The organism is Lactobacillus sp. W8093, from assembly GCF_016100925.1.
In the GTDB taxonomy this organism is placed as follows: domain Bacteria; phylum Bacillota; class Bacilli; order Lactobacillales; family Lactobacillaceae; genus Lactobacillus; species Lactobacillus helsingborgensis.
Window position 1 is genome coordinate 111,664 of record NZ_JACFRL010000004.1, and the last position, 19,998, is coordinate 131,661.

Annotated in this window: 19 protein-coding genes; 5 read left to right on the forward strand and 14 right to left on the reverse strand. The window is 37.5% G+C overall.

Annotation, left to right across the window (positions count from 1 at the left end):
• Nucleotides 1-145 precede the first annotated feature (145 nt).
• On the reverse strand, nt 146-691 hold the full coding sequence (locus tag H3T47_RS03940; RefSeq protein ID WP_109918772.1) for a guanylate kinase: 546 nt from the start codon (nt 689-691) through the stop codon (nt 146-148).
• Between the two features lie 94 nt (nt 692-785).
• Here H3T47_RS03940 and H3T47_RS03945 point away from each other — a divergent pair, with 94 nt between their 5' ends.
• Both H3T47_RS03945 and H3T47_RS03950 read left to right on the forward strand, forming a co-directional pair.
• Nucleotides 786-1,100, forward strand: a complete 315-nt coding sequence (locus tag H3T47_RS03945; protein WP_199282619.1) for a DUF2187 domain-containing protein — start codon at nt 786-788, stop codon at nt 1,098-1,100.
• Between the two features lie 107 nt (nt 1,101-1,207).
• Nucleotides 1,208-2,713, forward strand: coding sequence for an O-antigen ligase family protein (locus H3T47_RS03950; RefSeq protein WP_199282620.1), 1,506 nt, complete (start codon nt 1,208-1,210; stop codon nt 2,711-2,713).
• A 99-nt stretch (nt 2,714-2,812) separates the two neighbouring features.
• Here the strand turns inward: H3T47_RS03950 and H3T47_RS03955 are convergent, their stop codons facing one another.
• Together H3T47_RS03955 and H3T47_RS03960 are read right to left on the reverse strand one after the other, a co-directional pair.
• Entirely contained in the window at nt 2,813-3,433 is a 621-nt protein-coding gene (locus H3T47_RS03955; protein WP_038524142.1) for an LVIS_2131 family protein, read from the reverse strand.
• A gap of 130 nt (nt 3,434-3,563) precedes the next feature.
• Nucleotides 3,564-4,130, reverse strand: coding sequence for a hypothetical protein (locus H3T47_RS03960; protein WP_199282621.1), 567 nt, complete (start codon nt 4,128-4,130; stop codon nt 3,564-3,566).
• 360 nt (nt 4,131-4,490) lie between these two features.
• Here H3T47_RS03960 and H3T47_RS03965 point away from each other — a divergent pair, with 360 nt between their 5' ends.
• Both H3T47_RS03965 and H3T47_RS03970 read left to right on the forward strand, forming a co-directional pair.
• The gene (locus H3T47_RS03965; RefSeq protein ID WP_046327606.1) at nt 4,491-6,068 is read left to right on the forward strand and encodes a multicopper oxidase family protein; all 1,578 of its coding nucleotides are present in this window, start codon (nt 4,491-4,493) and stop codon (nt 6,066-6,068) included.
• A 100-nt stretch (nt 6,069-6,168) separates the two neighbouring features.
• Nucleotides 6,169-6,879, forward strand: a complete 711-nt coding sequence (locus H3T47_RS03970) for a C39 family peptidase (RefSeq protein WP_046327607.1) — start codon at nt 6,169-6,171, stop codon at nt 6,877-6,879.
• A gap of 174 nt (nt 6,880-7,053) precedes the next feature.
• Here H3T47_RS03970 and H3T47_RS03975 read toward each other — a convergent pair whose 3' ends face one another.
• The 5 genes from H3T47_RS03975 to H3T47_RS03995 all read right to left on the reverse strand — a co-directional run bounded on the left by H3T47_RS03975 (nt 7,054) and on the right by H3T47_RS03995 (nt 11,546).
• Complete coding sequence (locus H3T47_RS03975; RefSeq protein WP_199282622.1) at nt 7,054-7,530, reverse strand: threonine/serine exporter family protein; 477 nt, start codon at nt 7,528-7,530, stop codon at nt 7,054-7,056.
• Between the two features lie 2 nt (nt 7,531-7,532).
• The gene (locus H3T47_RS03980) at nt 7,533-8,312 is read right to left on the reverse strand and encodes a threonine/serine exporter family protein (RefSeq protein ID WP_046327609.1); all 780 of its coding nucleotides are present in this window, start codon (nt 8,310-8,312) and stop codon (nt 7,533-7,535) included.
• 9 nt (nt 8,313-8,321) lie between these two features.
• Complete coding sequence (locus H3T47_RS03985) at nt 8,322-9,869, reverse strand: ABC-F family ATP-binding cassette domain-containing protein (protein ID WP_199282623.1); 1,548 nt, start codon at nt 9,867-9,869, stop codon at nt 8,322-8,324.
• Between the two features lie 106 nt (nt 9,870-9,975).
• Nucleotides 9,976-10,335 carry a hypothetical protein gene (locus H3T47_RS03990; RefSeq protein ID WP_199282624.1) on the reverse strand — a complete coding sequence of 120 codons (360 nt, stop codon included), beginning with the start codon at nt 10,333-10,335 and terminating at the stop codon, nt 9,976-9,978.
• Between the two features lie 29 nt (nt 10,336-10,364).
• A complete protein-coding gene (locus H3T47_RS03995; RefSeq protein WP_109918778.1) occupies nt 10,365-11,546 on the reverse strand; it encodes an LCP family protein in 1,182 nt (393 codons plus the stop codon).
• A 149-nt stretch (nt 11,547-11,695) separates the two neighbouring features.
• On the opposite strand from H3T47_RS03995, the gene pepF reads away from it, so the two are divergent.
• Nucleotides 11,696-13,501, forward strand: a complete 1,806-nt coding sequence (gene pepF, locus H3T47_RS04000) for an oligoendopeptidase F (protein ID WP_199282625.1) — start codon at nt 11,696-11,698, stop codon at nt 13,499-13,501.
• Nucleotides 13,502-13,609: 108 nt separating this feature from the next.
• On the opposite strand, the gene H3T47_RS04005 is transcribed toward pepF, so the two are convergent.
• The 6 genes from H3T47_RS04005 to H3T47_RS04030 form a co-directional block, all read right to left on the reverse strand.
• Nucleotides 13,610-14,752, reverse strand: a complete 1,143-nt coding sequence (locus H3T47_RS04005; protein WP_199282626.1) for an ArgE/DapE family deacylase — start codon at nt 14,750-14,752, stop codon at nt 13,610-13,612.
• Between the two features lie 13 nt (nt 14,753-14,765).
• Nucleotides 14,766-15,515 (reverse strand): amino acid ABC transporter ATP-binding protein, encoded by a 750-nt coding sequence (locus H3T47_RS04010; protein ID WP_199282627.1) that lies wholly within the window; start codon nt 15,513-15,515, stop codon nt 14,766-14,768.
• On the reverse strand, nt 15,508-16,998 hold the full coding sequence (locus H3T47_RS04015) for an ABC transporter substrate-binding protein/permease (protein ID WP_199282628.1): 1,491 nt from the start codon (nt 16,996-16,998) through the stop codon (nt 15,508-15,510). The genes H3T47_RS04010 and H3T47_RS04015 overlap by 8 nt, the downstream gene beginning before the upstream one ends.
• Nucleotides 16,999-17,158: 160 nt before the next feature.
• On the reverse strand, nt 17,159-18,388 hold the full coding sequence (locus H3T47_RS04020; RefSeq protein WP_046327617.1) for a lactate oxidase: 1,230 nt from the start codon (nt 18,386-18,388) through the stop codon (nt 17,159-17,161).
• Between the two features lie 168 nt (nt 18,389-18,556).
• Nucleotides 18,557-19,354, reverse strand: coding sequence for a metal ABC transporter permease (locus tag H3T47_RS04025; protein ID WP_109918782.1), 798 nt, complete (start codon nt 19,352-19,354; stop codon nt 18,557-18,559).
• On the reverse strand, nt 19,354-19,974 hold the full coding sequence (locus H3T47_RS04030) for a metal ABC transporter ATP-binding protein (RefSeq protein WP_199282660.1): 621 nt from the start codon (nt 19,972-19,974) through the stop codon (nt 19,354-19,356). The genes H3T47_RS04025 and H3T47_RS04030 overlap by 1 nt, the downstream gene beginning before the upstream one ends.
• Nucleotides 19,975-19,998 lie beyond the last annotated feature (24 nt).

Here is a 19,998-nt window from a genome sequence, read left to right on the forward strand (position 1 = left end):
TATAAAATTACTCACTCTTTTTATTCGACATTTTCTATCTTAAACATTTAATGTTACACATTCGTGTCAAACGAGCTACAAAATGTTAAGAATTATATTTTGAAACACAAATATTTTTTACAAAGTGTAATTAAATTCTCCTCAGCTATTTTTTTAAGCTATGAACTATTGTTGCAAGTTCGTTTTTGGTTTCATTCCAATCATCATTAACCAGTATGTGCGCGCTTCCTTTTAAAGAATCAGGTAAGGTATTTAGTTCACTGCCACTTAAACGTTCTTTAATTTTATTCGGATCGTCACCCCGTTTAAGCAAACGCTCTGCCAATATTCTTTGGGAACTGGTTGTAATGTATAAAAAGAAAACTTGTTCTCTAATTGCGGCTAAATATGACGCTGCTCCTTTAATATCAACTATAAGCGACACTATATCGTGATGTTCCCAGGCATTGGTCAATGCTTCTTGACTTGAGCCATATTGATAAGAACCATATTGGACATGTTCAAAAAAATGTAACTGACTAAAACTCTCCTCGCTTTCAAAATGATATGACTTATTGGGAATTTCACCCGGTCTAATTGGCCTAGTAGTATGTGTCAGTACACGCGGAATAGCAAACTTTTGCGCTAAATATTCTGAAACAGTCGTTTTACCAGCGCCACTAGGACCGGCAATTAAAATTAATTTTTGCAAAACCCGAGCTTCCTTTACTTGAAAACAATTCACTTTTATAATAATATCTTTCTATTATAATGAAACATGGTTGAGAGAGGAAGTAAATAATATTATGAAAAAAGCAGACGTAAAAGCAGATGACATTCTCAGCGCCAAGTCTGAAGAAGAACTAACAAAGCCTTTTTTAGGTAAAGTCGAAAAAATTTACGAAAATTCTGCTCTCCTATCAATTATTGATTTTGATCCTACTGACAAAACTGCAGTTAGCGACCTTAATCATAAAATAGTAGTCAACTTCAAGAATTTAAAGAGTGTTCCTAAAAAGAAAATCAAGGAAATCCAAGCTTTAGCTAAAAGTGATGTTAAGGTAGAAAAAATTGCAAAATCTGAGCAAGATGCTGCAAATGATGCCACTAAAAAGGATTAGCAACAAATTTTAATTAAGAAACAGTGAATATGGTTCACTGCTCTTTTTTTTTGTCTTATTTTTGCCTAAAATTAAATCATGAAAATATTTATGATATGGAGACAAAAGTGAAAGAAAAAGCAAGAACCGTTTTATTCTGGTTTATTCTAATCCAGCCATTTTTAGACTTATATTGGTTTTACCATGGAACTTTAGCCAAAATTTTACCCTTTACTCTACCAACAATTATTCGTATCCTAGCCGTTTTTACATTAGTTTGTCTTTACTTTAGTGCTAAAAATTCTTGGCAAAGATTATCACGCCAAAAATGGTTGCTGATTTATATAGTGCTATTAATTCTATACTCGGCTTTGCATTTAGTACATGTGCAACACTTTAACAGTGTTAGTCCCAATGGTTATGGTTACACACCAACTGGTGAAATCTTTTACCTCATCAGAATGGTGCTGCCATTAACAGTTCTTTATTTAACTAATGAATTAGGCTTTAAAGAAAAGCAGCTGCAACATGTTATCGAAGGCATTTCTGGACTTTTTTCCGGGACTATCGTCTTATCTAATTTATTCATAATTTCGCTTAAATCATATGAAACTGGCACCATTAGCGCCAATATTTTTGAATGGTTTTTTAATCCCAATATTGGTTATTCCCATATGGCGTCTAAGGGCTTCTTTAATTTTACCAATATGATTTCAGCAGTACTATTTATGTTGCTGCCGCTGATGCTTTATTACCTTTTTACTTCATTTAATTGGCTTACCGTCCTACTCAATATTGTACAGGCATTAGCAATGATTGAGATTGGTACCAAAGTAGCAGCGATTGGTTTAATTGGCGGAATAATCGTCAGCGTAATTGTTTTTGCCATCCATAAGTTTTTAATCAAGGACGTTAAAAACGGGGGCAAGGCTTTTCTAGTTGCCGTTATAATTGAAGCAGGCTCTTTAGTTATTTTGCCTTTTGGACCTGCAATTCAAAGATATAACTATGAAATTTATTTAGCCCAGCAATCTGATCATGACCTGACAGATGAAAAGCAGGAATTAGCTGCTGGATTAAAAAAATATCCCACAGGAGAAAAAAGAGCGAAATTTCTACGCTGCTTTATTAAGCAAAATTATCAAGAATATGCACTAAATCCAAAATTTGTTTTAAAAAGCTATCCTTATCAATATGACCCTGAATTTTGGCTAAAAATCATTCGTGAACCCGGTCAATCCCGCATGGAAAACCGTCACATTGAAAAAGCCATGCTTAATCAGGTTGTGAAGACAAACAATAATCCTTTAGACAAGTTTTTCGGTATTTCCTATATAAGAGAAAACAATATTTTTAATTTAGAACGTGATTTTGCCGCACAAATATATTCATTAGGCTGGTTGGGTATGCTGCTATTTGTCGGTCCTTACCTTGCGGTATTGCTTTATAGTGCATGTAGGTGGCTCAAATATAAAACTGCACGCACATACCTGGTAAGTTCTTTAATAGTCTCCAGCGGTTTTATCTTATTAGCTGCATTTTCATCTGGCAACGTAGTCGACTTTTTAACTGCCAGCTTTATTTTGGCATTTATCGAAGGCAATTTATTAGTACAAGTCAATAAAAAAGAATAACAAAAAAGCGTAAATGAAACTGGATTGCTGCACAATGGTTTGCTTAAGCCAATAGTTGTGCAAGCTTTTCCGAAATTTTCAGCTGTTTCATTTACGTTTTTATTTTTCCTTAATAAAAGAAGCATCAGGTATCCTGATCAAGTAGTACCGTGTGGCATTATGACCGGCATGCATCCCTATTCCATTTTGCCAAACTTTTTTATAAGTAGCCGTATAAATCGCAACATAAGCGCGCTGATATTTACGATCCATTTTAGTTAATTGCTTTTTGTCATAAGGAATTCTGGCAGCATTTAAATCTAGTGGGCTTTTGCCGTAAGCCACAGTGGCAAAGTCACTAGACACTTTGATTTTCTTGCCAGGTCGATAATATGTAAAAGTCTGTGTGCTAATTTTTTTCTTTTTAGAATTGATTGTTACATAACTTGAATTACCTTCACCAGTATTCATGACGATGGGCTGGTATGTGATATTCGAGGTAATCTTACTGGTATCATCAAGATCGGGGTTATCTAGCATGGTTTTACCGAACAGCCAAACAATACCTACTAATAGAATTGCCACCTCTATTAAATCTATTAAAAAATTAGGCCAGCTAAACTGTCTGTGCTTTTTGATAATCATGGTAATACGGCGCTTGCGAATATTTTGCACAACAAAAACCAGGTACAAAATAATAACTACCCATAACAAAACTCCAAGTAGATTCCAGCTAATCATGACGGACCCCCTACACTTTTCTCCATTATATTGTAAAAAGCATCTTTTGAATAGTTGAGTTCTTATATAGTTTAACAAATTAAAGATATTGTAACCATCACAGCTACACTAACTAGAGCAAATTATCCTTTTAGTTAGTGTCTTTAGTTTTAGCTGCCAATTTGGTTTTATTTGAACTCGTTTTAGTCGTTGCTCTTTTTTTAGTTACTGTTTTCTTTTTAGCGGCTGGTACCGGCTTTTGGTATTCACGAACCTGTTTAATTTTTTCCTGCATAGCTTCTGTCAATTCAGCAATTACAGTATCTTCTTTTTGCTTAATATCAGTTTCTGTTGCGACTTGATCAATTCTAAAACCCGACGCATTTAAATACTCCGATTGAGTTTCAAAATAGACGTTAACAGGGTACTCTTTCTGCTCTTCAAAAAAGTTGGCAATCTTTTTATAGTTGGCATAGGGCAAATTAATAATATTGCTTTCTAATGCAAAAGTAAGCGGTCTTTGCCCCGTTACTTCAACAGCTACATGACTTAAAGAATTATGTTTAAGAGCGGCCGCAGTTTCTTTAACTAATTTTGCTGCCAATTCATGCACTTTAGCTTTAGACTTACTAATATCAGCATATTTTACAGTTTCTAAGTCCTCAATATAATCTTTTTGTTCTATTTTTGTAGTTAAATCTGTTAAGTTAATTTTCAAAGTAAAAACCCTTATCTAAATTTATTAATTTTTATCAGTCTTATATACGATACTCAAATTTGCGATTAAAAACAATTTATTTTATTTCTTTTAAAAATATTTTTTAAAAAACATTTATACTAGTGAAATTTGCTTTAAAATACTAAAAACTTGTTTTTAATACTAAAATCCTACTTCTTGCGCGCTATTCTTACTATTATTAAATAACATTTTGCTCTTCACAAACTTAAAAAAGCTCTTTTTTATATTAATACTTTAAAAACATGGCTTTATCTACTTTACAAGCGTTTTCACATAGAGTAAATTTAACATGTAACTAAAAATTTTTCACTAAATTTTTTAACTGAAAGGTAGACGAATATGTCAGATAAAGTTTACACAGATTATTTCTATAATTCCGAAGATTTTGATAAAAATCACGAAATGGGATACAAGGATCTTCACATTCCTGAAGGTGTTGAAGCTCAACCTTTAATTGTTCCACCAGTATTAGAGCCTGATAAACAAGAAAACAATGATGTTTGGTTCACAATTGATTCCCAGGAAGGTGACTTCCAATTTTTGCCAGGTAAAAAAACTCATACTTGGGGCTACAACTTCCCAGTTCTTGGTAAAACTATGGTTTTGACCAGAGGGCAACACGTTCACGTAACTTTGAAGAACAGCTTGCCAGAATTAACTACATACCACTGGCATGGTATGGAACTTCAAGGTCCTGGTAATGATGGTGCTTGCCACTCACCAGTTTATCCAGGTGAAGAAAAGCATATTGACTTTACTGTTAAGCAACCGGCAGCCTTAACATGGCTTCACGCTCACCCATGTCCATCAACTGCTATGCAAGTTTGGATGGGACTAGCAATGGGTGTCGTCATTACTGACGCCAACGAAGCTAAGTTGCCAATTCCTAAGACTTACGGTAAGGACGAGTTCCCAATTATTTTGCAAGACCGTATTTTCCACGAAGATAACCAATTTGACTACAAGGCAGACTACAACGCAATGGGTATCTTTGGTGACACTCCAATTATCAATGGTGTTGTCCGTCCATACGTTGATGTCACTACTCAAAAAGTACGTTTGCTCTTCTTAGGTGGTTCTAACCGTCGTGAATGGCGTCTGCACTTTAGCGATGACTTGGTAATGACCCAAATCGCCGGTGATGACTCATTCTTGGAGCACCCAGTTAAATTAACTAAAGTCTTAATCGGACCAGGTGAACGTCAACAAGTAGTTGTTGATTTCAGTAATTACAAAGAAGGCGATGTTGTCAACCTTTACACTGACGACTTCAAGTTGGTTGAGTTTAGAATTCACAGCTATGAAAAAGATGACAGCGTAATTCCTGACACATTGTTCAAACCATACGATCCAGTTGTTAACCCTAACTCACCAGTTCCTCATGTTACTATGGATAACCACAACATGATCAACGGTAAGTTGTTCTCAATGGAAAGAATTGATATGAAGCAGGAATTGATGAATGCTGAATACTGGGACGTAACTAACACTAACGATAAAGTTAACGGCATGTTGCACCCATTCCACACTCATGGTGCCCACTTCCTGGTTGTATCACGTAACGGTAAAGAACCATATCCAAACGAAAGAGGCGTTTACAAGGACACTATCGAAGTAGCACCTCAAGAAACGGTTCGCATAAAGGTTTACTTCCAAAACACTGGTGTCTTCATGTACCACTGCCACATTATCGAGCACGAAGATGCCGGTATGATGGCGCAAATTCAAATTGTTGATCCAAAAGAACCAGACAAGAAATATCATTTGATGGACATGGAAACTTTGACTAAGGCATTTGCTGAAGAAAGAGGAGTACCTGAAGACGAAGTCTTCTGCCCAGGAATGGACGTTGAAGGTATGGCAGTTAAAGGTGAAGATCATAGTCTTGATGCTTTATCAAGCGCAACTCATCATTAATCCCTACTTTTACTCAACAAAAAAATAAAATTTAGCAAAGTCGCTCATTAATTTGAGCGATTTTTTGCTTTTATCAATCAACCTATGTTTAAATAGCTTTATGAAAAAGAACAGATTTTCCTTTAAAGCTATTTTGATTTTATTCTTTGGGGTCTTCTTACTCGGATTAGTTTTTGCTTTCTGTAACTCGTCTGGTTTTAAAGACCGCTATGATTGGTTAACACTGAAGTCTACTCAAAAATTAGACGTACCGTTAGAGAATCAATATCCTGACCTACCTAATGGCTGTGAAGTTACCTCTTTATCGATGCTTTTGCGTTACTATGGTATTAAAGTTAATAAACTTGACCTCTCAGAAAACATTAAACACGTGTCTTCATACACTGATAATGGCAAGTACCGCGGTAATCCTCATGTGGGTTTTGTTGGTTATATGAGTCAGGCAAATGCAGGCTGGTGTGTTTATAATGAACCTTTAGAACAAGTTGGACTTAAATATACAAATCGCATTAGAAATTTCACTAACCACGACTTTATCCAAGTAATAAAATTGGTTTCTGATGGTCATCCAGTTTTAATCATTACAACGACCAATTTTAACCATGTAGGCGACATGCAAACTTGGCAAACAGCTCAAGGAGAAGTACACGTCACCCCTTCTTCACATGCTTGTGTCATCACGGGCTTTGATAAAAAAGCACGTATTGTTTACGTAAACGATCCTTTTGGTCATAAAAATAAAGCAATTCCGTGGAAAAACTTGGAAAGAAGTTTTAATCAACAAGGAAAGCAAGCCTTATATTTAGAATAAAAAAGAGCAGATTCAATTAAGAATCTGCTCTTTTTAAATCGAGGCCCATTAATAAAATAATAGGTGACTACTTCTGTTCACATCAGGTTGGTCAACCACCAGCACTTCCCGTGCCTGCCACTTAAGACGGGTGTCCTCATACAAATACGCATCTCGCGTTTTTGTCGACTCGCATTAATTATTATACTTATTTAATTTGTTTTTGTAAAATTTTTTTATCCTAAAAAAGATTTCGACACACATACTGGACAAAAGCATGCCCAAAGCTATTGAGCCGGTTACAATTATTACACGCAAAACCGCATCATTAGCGCCCCTAAGATTGCCTGAAGTCAATTCACGTACTGCTTGATAAGCCGGAACTCCCGGTACAAGAGGAACAATCGCGGGAATGTAAAAAACTGTGGCCGGGCATTTTTTCATTCGCGCAAAAATTATGCCCAAAATGCCAATAGCAAATGAGCCTAGCAGATTTGACAAAAGACGACCCATCGAAGCACGCATCGCCAGCCAGTAGATTATCCAACTAGTGACACCACTGATACCGGCAAGATTAATTACGCGCCGGGGTACATTGATTGTCAAAGCAAATCCCGCGGAAGCCAAATAGGCAAATGCAATATTAATTAATAATTCAATTCCAAATGACATTTTTATGCTCCCAAAAATTTCAAAACAATACCGACGCCGCCTCCTAATGCAAATGCAGTTAAAAGGGCTTCACAAATTTTGACCATACCCGAAAGAATATCACCTTTAAATAAATCCCGTAGTGCATTCGTTAAGGCTAAGCCAGGAACTAGCGGCATTAGCGCTCCCGTTAAAATATGGTCGATGATCATTTGCGGAAAGATATGGACTAACCCTGCCGCTAGCACTGTCATAATTACCGCTGCCACCAATTCAGACAAGAATTTAACATTCGTAAATCGTTTAAAATAATAAAAAGAAATAAAACCGGTTGCACCAACTATTGCGGCCGCCGGAAAGTCAATCCAGTCATAATTATTCATAAACATAACCATGAGAGTAGCACTCAAAATTGCTGCCCCAATAGTTTGCAACCAGACAGGAAAAGTAGGAAAACCACCACTGGCTATATTATTAACTTCGCGTTTAACTTCCTGCAAGGTGATTTTTTGTTCAGCAAATGCCCGTGATAAAGAATTAATCCGATCAACCAGCTCAAGATTGATATTGCGTTCATGAACTAGTAGCGTTTGACAATAATTGCCGTGATCTAAGCTCATAAAAACACCGGTAGGTACGACAAACACACGTGGGTCAGGCTCACCCGCACTCTTAGCAATTCGCATCATTGTATCTTCGACCCGGTACATTTCACTGCCGCCCTCAATCATTAATTCTCCAGCGGTTAGGCATGTATCAAGCAAATCCTGATAAAAGGTCTCACCTCGTTTAGTAGCATCCATCTTGTTACCTCAAATTTTATTCATAGTTTCAATATCAATAGTTTTATCAATCCAATTACCCTGGAAAAAGTCGCGTTCATGGCTAACGATAATAACTCCTCCTGGGAATTTGACAATCGCTTGTCGCAAGGCATCTTTAGAATCACGGTCCAAATGATTGGTGGGCTCATCTAAAAATAATAAATTAGCAGGTTCAAACTGCATTTTAGCTAATTTTACCTTTTCCTGCTCTCCTCCAGATAATTTTTTTAAGGGACTCATAGCTTGCTGGGCGCTAACTCCCAACCTTGCTAAAGCACCTCTTAATTCCTTAGGCTTGATGCGGTTAAAATTTTCCTGTAAATATTGCAGCGGCGTCATATTATTATTAGGCCAGGTCAAATCCTGCTTAAAATAAGCAATTTTGGCGGTTTCAGATAATTTAAATGTACCAAAAATCGGGTCAATTTGATCAAGTAAAGTTTTTAACAAAGTTGTCTTACCGATACCGTTAAAACCAGTAATAGCAACTTTTTCATTACCGCCCACTGAAAAGTTAAACGCCTCTTTGACAAGAGCATGATCATAACCGATTACTAGATCCTGCGTCTGCAAAAGTAAATTAGTAGCTGTCGCAACATAAGGAAATGTAAAGTGAGGCTTATGGTTTCCTTTAGGCGGGGTTAACACTTCCATTTTAGCAAGCTGTCTTGCACGCGATTTTGCACTTTTAGAACGGGTACCTGCCTTATTTTTACGGATATATGCCTCGGTTTTAGCAATTTTGCGCTGCTGGTTGCTATAGGCTTTCATGTATGTCTCACGGTTAGCCTCTTTTTGGCGCATTGCTTGCTTAAGCGAGCCAGTATAACGAGTGATTGTCCCCAGATCGATATCAATAATACAATTCGCAATCCTACCCAAAAAATCATAATCATGACTCACAACAATAAAAGCACCAGTGAAGTCATTGAGATAATCAACTAGCCAATCTATATGAGAAACATCTAGGTAATTAGTAGGTTCGTCTAAAAGTAAAACTTCCGGCTTTTGTAATAATAACTTAGCCAGAATGATTTTCGACCTTTGGCCACCAGAAAGCTCACTGACATCATGGTCATATCCTAGTTCTGCTAACCCCAATCCAGAAGCAACACGCTCTATTTCAGTGTCTATGCCGTAAAAATCATTTTCTTCCAAGAAAGTCTGTACTTTGCCTGCCTTTTCAAGCAAAGAATCATCACCAGTAACCGCATATTTTTCATATAAAGCATTAAGCTCTTTCTCTTTATGATAAAGTTGTGCAAAAGCTGTGCGTAAAAATTGGCGGATAGTTACACCCTGCTTTAATTTAGCATATTGATCAAGATAGCCAACCGTTACCTTATTTTGCCATTTTACCTGTCCTTCGTCAGGAAGTATTTCGCCAGTTAAAATTTTAATCAAGGTAGATTTACCAACACCGTTTTGACCAGTAACTCCCATGTGATCTTCTTTATTGAGAACAAAACTGCTGTTTTCGTATAATGTCTTGTCTTCAAAGCCCTGTCCCAAATTTTTAACTGTGAGTAAACTCATCCTACATCTCCCTTGATTTATTTAAAATATCTCACTTGTATTATAGCTAACCTACCATTGCCCTATATGCGCGCAAATTAAAAAAGATGGGCGATTTACCCATCTTTTACTTTCTTTCTTGTTCATATTTCTGCAGAGCATCCAATATTTTAGGCCAATAACGCTTAGGCAAAATTAATTGCAGTTTATTATTGTAAATTGGAAAGTCGCTTGCTTTCATTCCAGTAATATTAGCTAAATCTTCATTAGTTAAATGAAATTCACGTGTAATCCGTTTGATTTCAGCAGAAGCATGTCCCCGAAACCATGAAAGAATAAAGAAAAATAAGGCAAATACGCTTGCAACCAAAATAGAGATTGACAGATTCCAGTGCAACGTGCGTAAGCAAATGAATATTACGGCAATAAACGCAATAAGTGCTGATATTGTCCCATAAGCAATTAAAAACGCTGATTGCTTACGCATGTTTATTTTCCTCCTTCTTTAAGAAATAACTATTGACCAGTAGTATTATTGCCACCAGTATTTCCCGTAGAATTGTTATTTGTTTCATCAGTTACTACTGAATGATAAATTTGATAATTCGTAAACGGATTAGGGTCCTTCCATTTAATATGGTTATTTTGCTCGTTTAGCTTGTTGAGCTTCGTTTCATCATTATCCAATACTTTCTTTTCTAAGTCAAGATTGGCACGTATCTTGTCAGATGCCTTTTGTAATTGCTGAGTAGAGGCAACTTGAATGGAAGAACCATTGATCCAGGCATCGTGACCTTGAATATAACCGCTAGCAATGTTTTCAGAGCAGCCACGGTAAGTGAGCGCTAGAGCCAACATGTCATTGAAAGTCAGGTTTGTTTTGACATACTTAGAAAAAATATTAACTAGTTTACGGTAATTAGCAATTGAGTCAACAGAAATTGCCTTATGAACGACCGCTGTAATGACTTGCCTCTGGCGCATTTGTCTACCATAATCACCTCGAGGATCATCATGACGCATTCTGACATAAGCAACTGCGTGACGCCCGTTTAAATGTTGTTTTCCTTTATGAAAATCGCACCAATCATAAGAAAAACTAAATGGTACTTTAACGTCGACTCCACCAACCGCATTAACCAAGCTCTTTAACGCCTTCATATTAACTTCAACATAATAATGAATTGGTACGCCAATTAAAGCAGAAACTGTTCTCATAGAAGCAGAACTGCCGCCAACGCCATAAGCTGAATTAACCCGAAACATGTTGTACTTATTTCCCGGATCACCTAAAATGTTAGCAAGGGTATCACGAGGAATAGAAGTCATTGTCGCTTTATTCTTACTAGGATTGGCAGTAGCTAAAATAATAGTGTCCGAATTGCCTTTATCGTGGCGCCCCTCTAGTCCCTGATCGACACCAAGAATCAAAACGGAAATCGGCTGCTTGTTGGCAATTCTAGCAGAAGTGGCATAGTTGCCACCATTACCATCTATTGCGCTATGTAAAGCAAAATACATATGAGCTACCCAAGCTAAACCAAAGCTGACACATAGAACCAATAAAATACCAACTATTCGGGCACAAACACTACCTTTAAAAACCTTAGACGGTGCTGCTAAAGCAAGATTACGATGAAGATTCAGAGAAGAACGCTTTTTATGATAGTCCTCTCTGCGTTTTGAGTTTGAATTCATTACTCTATTTAATCCCTTTCGTAGTTTTCCATGTTATATTTTTATCACTTTCAAACTTGAATTAAAATAATATCACTTATAATTAATAATATCTTATTTTTTATTCTTTAGTATAATTTACTTAAATAGATCAAAAAAGGAGAATTTATATGACAATTCCTAAAAGAAAAGACGTCCCTGAAAATCTTAAATGGGACTTAACCAGAATATTCAAATCTGATGAAGACTGGGAAGATGAATATACACGTGTTAAAAAAGAAATACCAGCTTTAAGCACTATCAAAGATAATTTTACTACTTCGGGAACCTCTTTATATGACGGGATTACGCAAATATTTGCAGTTACTCGCCACTTGGAAAAAGTTTATACTTATGCCAGTTTGTCCAGTGATGTCGATACCAAAGATGCCCACTATTTAGGTTTAGTTTCTCAAGTACAAGGACTAGGTAATCAATTTGATGCCGCTACCGCTTTTATGGCTCCTGCAATTTTAAGCCTTTCCCCTGAGAAATTAGCCGCCTTTAAACGCGAAGAACCAAGACTAGCTGATTACAATCATTTATTGGATCAGATTACCAGAATGCGACCATATACTTTATCTGCTCAAGAAGAAAAATTAGTTGCCGATGCTGGAGATGCAATGTCTGCTTCTGAAAACACCTATAATGTGCTGACTAATTCGGATATGGAATTTGGTTACACGCAAAATGATGACGGCGAAATGGTGCAATTATCGGAAGGATTATATTCCCTACTAATCCAATCGCAAAACAGAAATATCCGCAAGGAAGCTTTTGACGCCATGTATGCCACATACGGTCAATACCAAAACTCATTGGCGGCCACTCTTTCTGGAGTAGTCAAAAAGCATAACTATTATGCGCGCGTTCATCATTATAAATCAGCCCGCGATTGCGCGATTAACGAAAACAATGTACCGGCAGCTGTTTACGATACCTTAATTGCAGAGGTAAACAAGCATATAGACTTACTACATGAATATGTGGCTCTGCGTAAACAAATTTTAGGTTTAAAAGACCTGCAAATGTGGGACATCTATGTGCCCCTGACAGGCAAACCATCTTTAAGCTATACATTTGACGCAGCCAAAGCGGAAGCGCAAAAAGCGTTGCAACCACTTGGAGCAGATTATTTAAAACAGGTAGACTATATTTTCAATAATCGGGTAATTGATGTGGTTGAATCAAAAAATAAAGTTACAGGTGCTTATTCCGGTGGCTGCTATGATACGGACGCTTATGAACTCCTTAACTGGGAGGATAATATTGATTCTCTGTATACTTTAGTACACGAAACGGGACATTCAGTTCACAGTATGTATACGAGACAAAATCAGCCTTACGTTTATGGTAATTATCCTATATTTGTTGCCGAAATTGCCTCAACTACTAACGAAAACATCCTGACCGAATACTTTTTAGCCCATGTAAAAGATCCTAAAACACGTGCATTTGTTCTTAATTACTACTTAGATTCATTTAAAGGGACTTTATTCAGACAAGCTCAATTCGCCGAATTTGAACAAAAAATTCACGAAATGGATGCTCAGGGTGAGCCTTTAACTGCTGACCGGCTAAATAAATGCTATGGTGAACTTAACCAGCGCTACTATGGCGATTGCGTTGAACCGGGCGGAGAAATTGCCAAAGAGTGGACCAGAATTCCCCACTTTTACTACAATTTCTATGTCTATCAGTACGCTACAGGTTTTGCTGCAGCTACAGCTTTAGCTAATAACGTTGTTCATGGCACCGAAGAACAAACGAAAGCTTACATTAACTTTTTAAAATCTGGTTCAAGTGACTATCCGGTTGAAATTATGAAAAAAGCAGGCGTTGACATGACTCAACCTGAATATTTGGAAGAAGCATTTGCCACTTTTGCCAAACGCTTAGCTGAATTTAAGGAAATTGTTCAAAATAATTTCAGTTAATACTTGCAACTTTTAACAACAAATAATATAACAAGTATGTAAAATTATAATTTCTTACATCAAAAAACCCACTTCTGACTCATTCAAGAAGCGGGTTTTATTTTTTATTTATATATTTGAATTCCAAAATTCCCATGCCAATTCTTGATAAAGACGGCACCCATCTATATATGCTGCTATTTCAACAAATTCATTTGGTTCATGGTCCGTTGTTCCTGCTGCAGGTCCTAGAATAATAATAGGAAAATCTCCTGCTTGAATATATTCCGAAGCATCTGTCGCACCGGTTCCAGCTGTAAATTGGCTCGGCCGCCCGATTTTCTGCTCCACCACTTGCCGTGCCAGTTTAGCTAATTTACTTCCGGATTGGTCAGGAAGTGGCACTTCAGGAAAGCTGTAGCGGATATTGAGCTGCGCTCCTTGTTCATTGAGATCAGCAACAATACGTTCAAGTTCAGCGTAAATTTGCTGGTTAGGATATAAAGGTGTCGTTCTAATATTGCCTGATAACCACGCTCTGTCAGGCACTGAATTAATTTGACTGCCACCATGAATTTGACTAATTACGTGTGTTAAAGATCCTAAAACGGGATCTTGCTTTTGGTGACTAGACATTAATTGCTGAGCCTCTTGAGCAAAAGAAATAAGAGGCATAATGGCATTTTTACCCTTTTCAGGAGTTGAAGAATGAACGCACTCTCCTTGAGAGTAGACATAATAATCAATTACTCCCTTATGTGTAACGCGAACATCAAAGTTCGAGGGCTCGCCAATTACCAGTCCGTCTAAATCAGAGGCGTAACTCTCTTTAACCAGTTGGGCTGCACCGTATTCTCCGGTTTCTTCTCCCACAGAAGCTAACAGTCTAATACGTCCCGGCAAATCCTTACCACTTTCAAGTAAGTCCAGCATTGCCACTACCATCGCTGCCAGACCAGATTTCATATCACTTGCGCCCCGACCATAAATTTTGTCATCTTTAATAGTGGGTGTAAACGGCGGTGTTTGCCAGTTAGACAATTCTCCTGCAGAAACCACATCTTCATGTCCAGAAAAGCCCAGAAGCGGACCATGATCACCAATCGTAATAACCAGATTATCTCTACCAGCAGAATAAGACACTCTAACAATCTGAACAGAATACTGTTCAAACAATGAAGTCAGATAGTCAGCAACCACACTCTCATGGTCATTAGCTGAATTTATCGCCATTAAGTCCGTCAGAATTTTAAGTGCACGCGCTTTTTCCATATTTATCTCCTTTTTATGCTTCTAGCACTCTTGCTAAAAAGTCCTGAGCGCGCTGAGTCTGTGGCTGAGTAAAAAATTGTTGGGGAGCAGCTTTTTCTTGAATATACCCATCTGCCATAAACCATACTTCATCTGCCACATTTTTAGCAAAGCCCATTTCGTGAGTTACCACTACCATAGTCATCCCTTTTTGCGCCAAATCCTGCATGACTTTAAGTACTTCTCCTACCATTTCCGGATCAAGAGCAGATGTCGGCTCATCAAAAAGCATCACTTCTGGATCCATTGCTAGGGCACGTGCTATAGCAACACGCTGCTGCTGACCTCCTGACAGACTAGCTGGAAAAGCGTCGGCTTTATCTTCCAAGCCTACTTGCTGCAAAAGCTCAAGTCCCTTAGCTTCAGCATCTTTACTGGACATACCTTTTACTTTCATTGGCGCTAGCTTGATATTTTCAATAATACTCATATGTGGGAACAAGTTAAACTGCTGAAACACCATTCCCATTTTTTCACGTAATTGATCAAGTTGGTCTTCACTCAGTGCGGTCAATTCCTTATTTTCAAAAATGACTTTGCCGGATGACGGTTGATCTAACAAGTTCAAGCAACGCAAAAAAGTACTTTTCCCTGCACCAGATGGACCAATTAAGCAAATAACCTGCCCCTCGTTGACCTCTGCATTAATATCTTTGAGAACTTTATTATTGCCAAAGTTTTTTTGCAAATGTTCAACTTTTATTACCGGTGATTTATCAGTCATGATTCATTTTCCTTTCAAATACTTTCATTAAGCTGGACAGGCCAAAAGTAATGATGAAATATAAAATCATTGTAATTACCAATGGCATAACCCCGCGGTATGTATCGGCTTGAACTATCCGTGATTGATAAATTAAATCTTTAACACCAATTACAGAAACAATGGAACTTTCCTTAATCAGCGACACAAACTCATTCCCCAGAGCCGGCCAAATATTTTTCATTGCCTGGGGCATTATGACATAACGCATAGTGGCAGTGCGAGAAAGCCCGAGAGAGCGGGAAGCTTCTGTCTGACCAACAGCAATGGAGCTAATTCCCGAGCGAATAACTTCTGCCACATAGGCAGCTGAATTAAGGGACACCGCAATAATACCAGATAGTAAAGCTGGAATATTGATGATTAAACCGAGCCCAAAATAAATAAATAGTAGTTGTACCATTAAAGGCGTCCCGCGGACAAATTCAACGTATGCAGTAGCAACAGACCGGACTATTTGATTGCGCCCTAGGCGCATAAATGCCAATATTGCCCCTAGTAAAAAGCCGAAAAATACTGAAATAGCAGAAATAAACAAGGTATACCCTACACCAGCAATAAAGAAGTCTTTATATGCCCACATGGAGTTAGAAGCCTTGTTTTCTTTTTTGCTTTTGCCTCCAGCTAAATACTTACCTGTCTTAGGTAAATATTTTTGGTTAATTAAATCTTTTTGCTTAATTTCAGCAATTGATTTATTAGCTTGTTTAACTAAACTCTTAGCTCCTTTATGAAAAGCAATTGAGGAGCCGGCAGAATCCACCCTAAAGCCAGACGGAATGACCATAATCCCCGAAGTATTTTTGGCAAAAGCTTCTGCCGTAGCCTTATCCACGGCTACGGCGTCAAACTTGTGCGTTTTTAAGCCAAGGACCAAATCATTATCTTTATCCATGGTTTTCAACTTGGATTTCTTAGCTTGCTGCTTAATTAAAGTAGCTTGCATACTGCCAGTTTGGGCACCTATCGCCTTACCAGCAAAAGATTTATAATCGTGATATTTATCCTTATCTTCAGTCCTGATCAACAGGTTTTGACCACTTTTATAATATGCACGGCTAAAATCTACACTTTGTGCTCTTTTGGGTGTTGCGTCCATTCCTGAAATAACCATGTCTACTTTTCCAGTTTCAAGAGCTACTAATAGAGAGTCAAAATCCATTGTCCGCACAACAAGTTTCACGCCCATATCGCGGGCAACTTTTTTGCCGACTTCAATATCCATGCCCACAACTTTAGATTTGCCATTAACGTTTTTGACAAATTCGTAAGGAGGAAAATCGGGACTAGTTCCCATCACCAATTCACCCTTGCGCTTGACATTTCGCAGATAATTATCAGTTCTTGCTTCCTGCTTGTCAGCTGCACTTGTTTTTTGAGGCACTAAAGTTAACATTAAAACTGTCACAAGCAGTGCTTCAATCAATCTCCACGCTTTCTTCATATTTTTCCTCCACATTTGTTTTTATGATAGCAATTATAAAGATATAAAAATAAAATTACAAATATTACTTAATGGCTATACTTTTTTAAGCAATAAAAAACCACTCCTTATTTAGTTTAAAAAGCTAAAATATGTGGAGTGGTTTTATTATTTATTTTAATTAAGCTTGTGAAGCACCAGTGACAGCGTCTGAATCATTTTCTTTTAATTGATTTTCAGCAGTTACTGGGTAAGGCTTAACTCTTGAAGGATCAGTATTTGACTTCAAGTTGTCAGCAGTGTAATTGATATGAGTAATCTTAGCGTGCTTGACATCTTCAATTGTCTTGCAGCCGGTTAATTGCATATCAATTAATAATTCTTGATTGAGTTGTTCAATAACTGATTGAACACCTTTAGCACCACCTAATGCTAAACCATAGAGATATGGACGACCAATACCGACCATATCGGCACCAAGAGCTAATGCCTTAAAGACATGAGAACCACGACGAACACCGGAATCAAAGACAATTGGTACACGGTGGTTAACAGCTTTAGCAATTTCAGGCAACATATCAATTGTTGCAGGACCACAGTCAACTTCACGGCCACCATGGTTAGTTACATAAATACCATCAGCACCGGCACCCATAGCCAAGTAGGCATCTTCAGCACAAACAACACCTTTAACAAATACTGGCAAACCAGACATTTCCTTAATGCGTTTAATGTCCTCTGGACCGATCTTTTGTGCAGAAGAAGCATACATTTGAGCAACAGTTTGACCCTCACCCTTTGCTCCTTGATAACGAGTAAAGAAGTCTAGTGGAACAGGATAAGCAAACTTAGTTCTAAGGTTAGCTTCACGAAAGCCTGATACTAAAGCGTCTACAGTAAGGAAAATTCCCTTGTAGCCGGCTTTTTTAACTGCATCAAAAACCATCTTGTTAAAGCCCCAGTCTTTACTAAGGTAAAGCTGGAAGAAACGCGGAGCATCTGGTGCAGCAGCTGCTATATCCTCAACGCTCTTGTTAGCGTATGTACTTGATGAGAATAATGCACCTGCTGCAGCAGCACCCTTCTGAGTGGCAATCTCCGCATCCTTGTGAGCGATGCCGTGACAAGCGATTGGTGAAATCATCACTGGTGTTTTTAACTTCATACCCATAAACTCAGTATCAAGTTGTGGGTGATCCATATTAGTCAAAGCACGTGGGACAATTTGAAAATGATTAAAGGCAGAGATGTTATTACGCCATGTCCATTCATTTTCAGAACCAGAAGCAATGTAATAATATGCCCCTTCCGGCATGACCTTCTTTGCACGTTCCTCGAGTTCATCGAGATTAATCATATCGATTGCTTCATCACGATCGCTTTGGGGAAAACCGTTATAATATGATGTCATTTTAAAAACTCCTTTTTCTATAATATTTCTACTTCCTATTATACATGTAAATGCTTACAAAAGTTAGTGAAATTTAAAAAGAAATGTTCAAATAACGGCGTTATAACTGTATAATTTTTTCACAAGATAGTGAAAAGCAAACTTTTAAATGAAAATTACTTAGATGCCCTATAGTTTATGCTTGATAATATGTGTGAAATAGGTAACAAGATACACTGCAACTTCGAAAACCGCTATAAAAAATGTAACGGGTAAATTAGTAATATAGCCTAAATATAGTCCCAGCCATACGCCAATCAACGCAAAAAAGACGGACCAAGCGATCATTGCTGGAATGGTTTTGCCAAGATAATTGGCAGTTGCCGGCGGCAGAGTTAACAAAATAAAAACTAACAGTGAGCCAACAATTTGGGCACCAATTGAAACAGACATTGCCAAAGCAATTAAAAAAATCACACTGATGAAATTAGTTTTTACTCCGTGCGCAAGAGCACCAATATGGTCAAAAGAATCAAAGTTTAATTGCCGCTGAATGCTAAAAATTAAGAGCAGCACAATAATTGATAAAATTACCAATTGCATTACACCCTGATGATCTACTCCAATGATGCTGCCAAACAAAATATTGGTGGCGTAATTGCTATTTGCGCCAGAAATTGCTAGAAAAAGCACGCCTAAACCAGTAAATAATGCTGAAATTGCACTAATTGATGATTCTTTTTGCTCACTGTGAAGGGACAGCTCGCCAACACCAATTGAACCAAGCAAGGTAAATAAAAGCATGCCCCATAAAGGTCCGATTCCCAGCCAAACGGCAAATGCTGCTCCGGCAAAACCAATTTCTGACAGCGTATGTGCCAGAAAACTAAAATTACGTGCAACAACATAGACACCGACAGTACCACAAGTTATTGCAATAAACGTACTTGCCAAAAAGGCATTTCTCATAAATCCGTATGCAAACATTATTCGTATGCCTCCTTAAATTGAGACATTTCACCTTGCTCAATTTGACCGTGATTTAAATACAAATAATTTTGCATATACTTACGTGCTAATGAAACATCATGAGTGACAAACAAAACAGTAATTTTATGTTTGCCATTTAAATGCTTGATTAACTTCATTAACTCATCCTTAGCCATAGGATCAAGACTTGCGGTGGCTTCATCCAAAATAATAACATTAGGATTATCAAGTAGGGCCTGTGCTAGATATGCACGCTGCTTTTGCCCGCCAGATGCTTCACCCATACGGGTATTCCTAATTTGATATAAATTAGTTTCCTCTAACTGCTTTTTAATCGCCTGTTTTGTAGCACTATTTTTGACAACCGGAGCATTCAAACCGATAAAAGCTTCAATTGATAACGGATATTCTGCGTCAATATTGCGAAATTGCGGCACATATCCTAAACGAACCGCATCAGCAAATTTAAATGTACCCGCACTTGGTGTGAGCATATTCATCAGAATATTGATTAAAGTTGTTTTTCCTGTTCCGTTAGGCCCTAAAAGCGCAGTCATTGAACCCTTTTTTAACTTAAAATTCAAGTCTTTAAAAACAGTATACTTGTCAAATCTCATAGTGAGATTTGTTACTTCTAAAAC

Coding starts and splice junctions, on each gene's coding strand:
- H3T47_RS03975 (WP_199282622.1), bottom strand. CDS start 7,530: ATGTCATTTGGAATTGAATTATTAATTAATATTGCATTTGCCTATTTG.
- H3T47_RS03995 (WP_109918778.1), bottom strand. CDS start 11,546: ATGAATTCAAACTCAAAACGCAGAGAGGACTATCATAAAAAGCGTTCT.
- H3T47_RS03980 (WP_046327609.1), bottom strand. CDS start 8,312: ATGGATGCTACTAAACGAGGTGAGACCTTTTATCAGGATTTGCTTGAT.
- pepF (WP_199282625.1), top strand. CDS start 11,696: ATGACAATTCCTAAAAGAAAAGACGTCCCTGAAAATCTTAAATGGGAC.
- H3T47_RS04030 (WP_199282660.1), bottom strand. CDS start 19,974: ATGAGATTTGACAAGTATACTGTTTTTAAAGACTTGAATTTTAAGTTA.
- H3T47_RS03965 (WP_046327606.1), top strand. CDS start 4,491: ATGTCAGATAAAGTTTACACAGATTATTTCTATAATTCCGAAGATTTT.
- H3T47_RS03955 (WP_038524142.1), bottom strand. CDS start 3,433: ATGATTAGCTGGAATCTACTTGGAGTTTTGTTATGGGTAGTTATTATT.
- H3T47_RS04005 (WP_199282626.1), bottom strand. CDS start 14,752: ATGGAAAAAGCGCGTGCACTTAAAATTCTGACGGACTTAATGGCGATA.
- H3T47_RS03945 (WP_199282619.1), top strand. CDS start 786: ATGAAAAAAGCAGACGTAAAAGCAGATGACATTCTCAGCGCCAAGTCT.
- H3T47_RS04015 (WP_199282628.1), bottom strand. CDS start 16,998: ATGAAGAAAGCGTGGAGATTGATTGAAGCACTGCTTGTGACAGTTTTA.
- H3T47_RS03970 (WP_046327607.1), top strand. CDS start 6,169: ATGAAAAAGAACAGATTTTCCTTTAAAGCTATTTTGATTTTATTCTTT.
- H3T47_RS03985 (WP_199282623.1), bottom strand. CDS start 9,869: ATGAGTTTACTCACAGTTAAAAATTTGGGACAGGGCTTTGAAGACAAG.
- H3T47_RS04020 (WP_046327617.1), bottom strand. CDS start 18,388: ATGACATCATATTATAACGGTTTTCCCCAAAGCGATCGTGATGAAGCA.
- H3T47_RS04025 (WP_109918782.1), bottom strand. CDS start 19,354: ATGTTTGCATACGGATTTATGAGAAATGCCTTTTTGGCAAGTACGTTT.
- H3T47_RS03990 (WP_199282624.1), bottom strand. CDS start 10,335: ATGCGTAAGCAATCAGCGTTTTTAATTGCTTATGGGACAATATCAGCA.
- H3T47_RS04010 (WP_199282627.1), bottom strand. CDS start 15,515: ATGACTGATAAATCACCGGTAATAAAAGTTGAACATTTGCAAAAAAAC.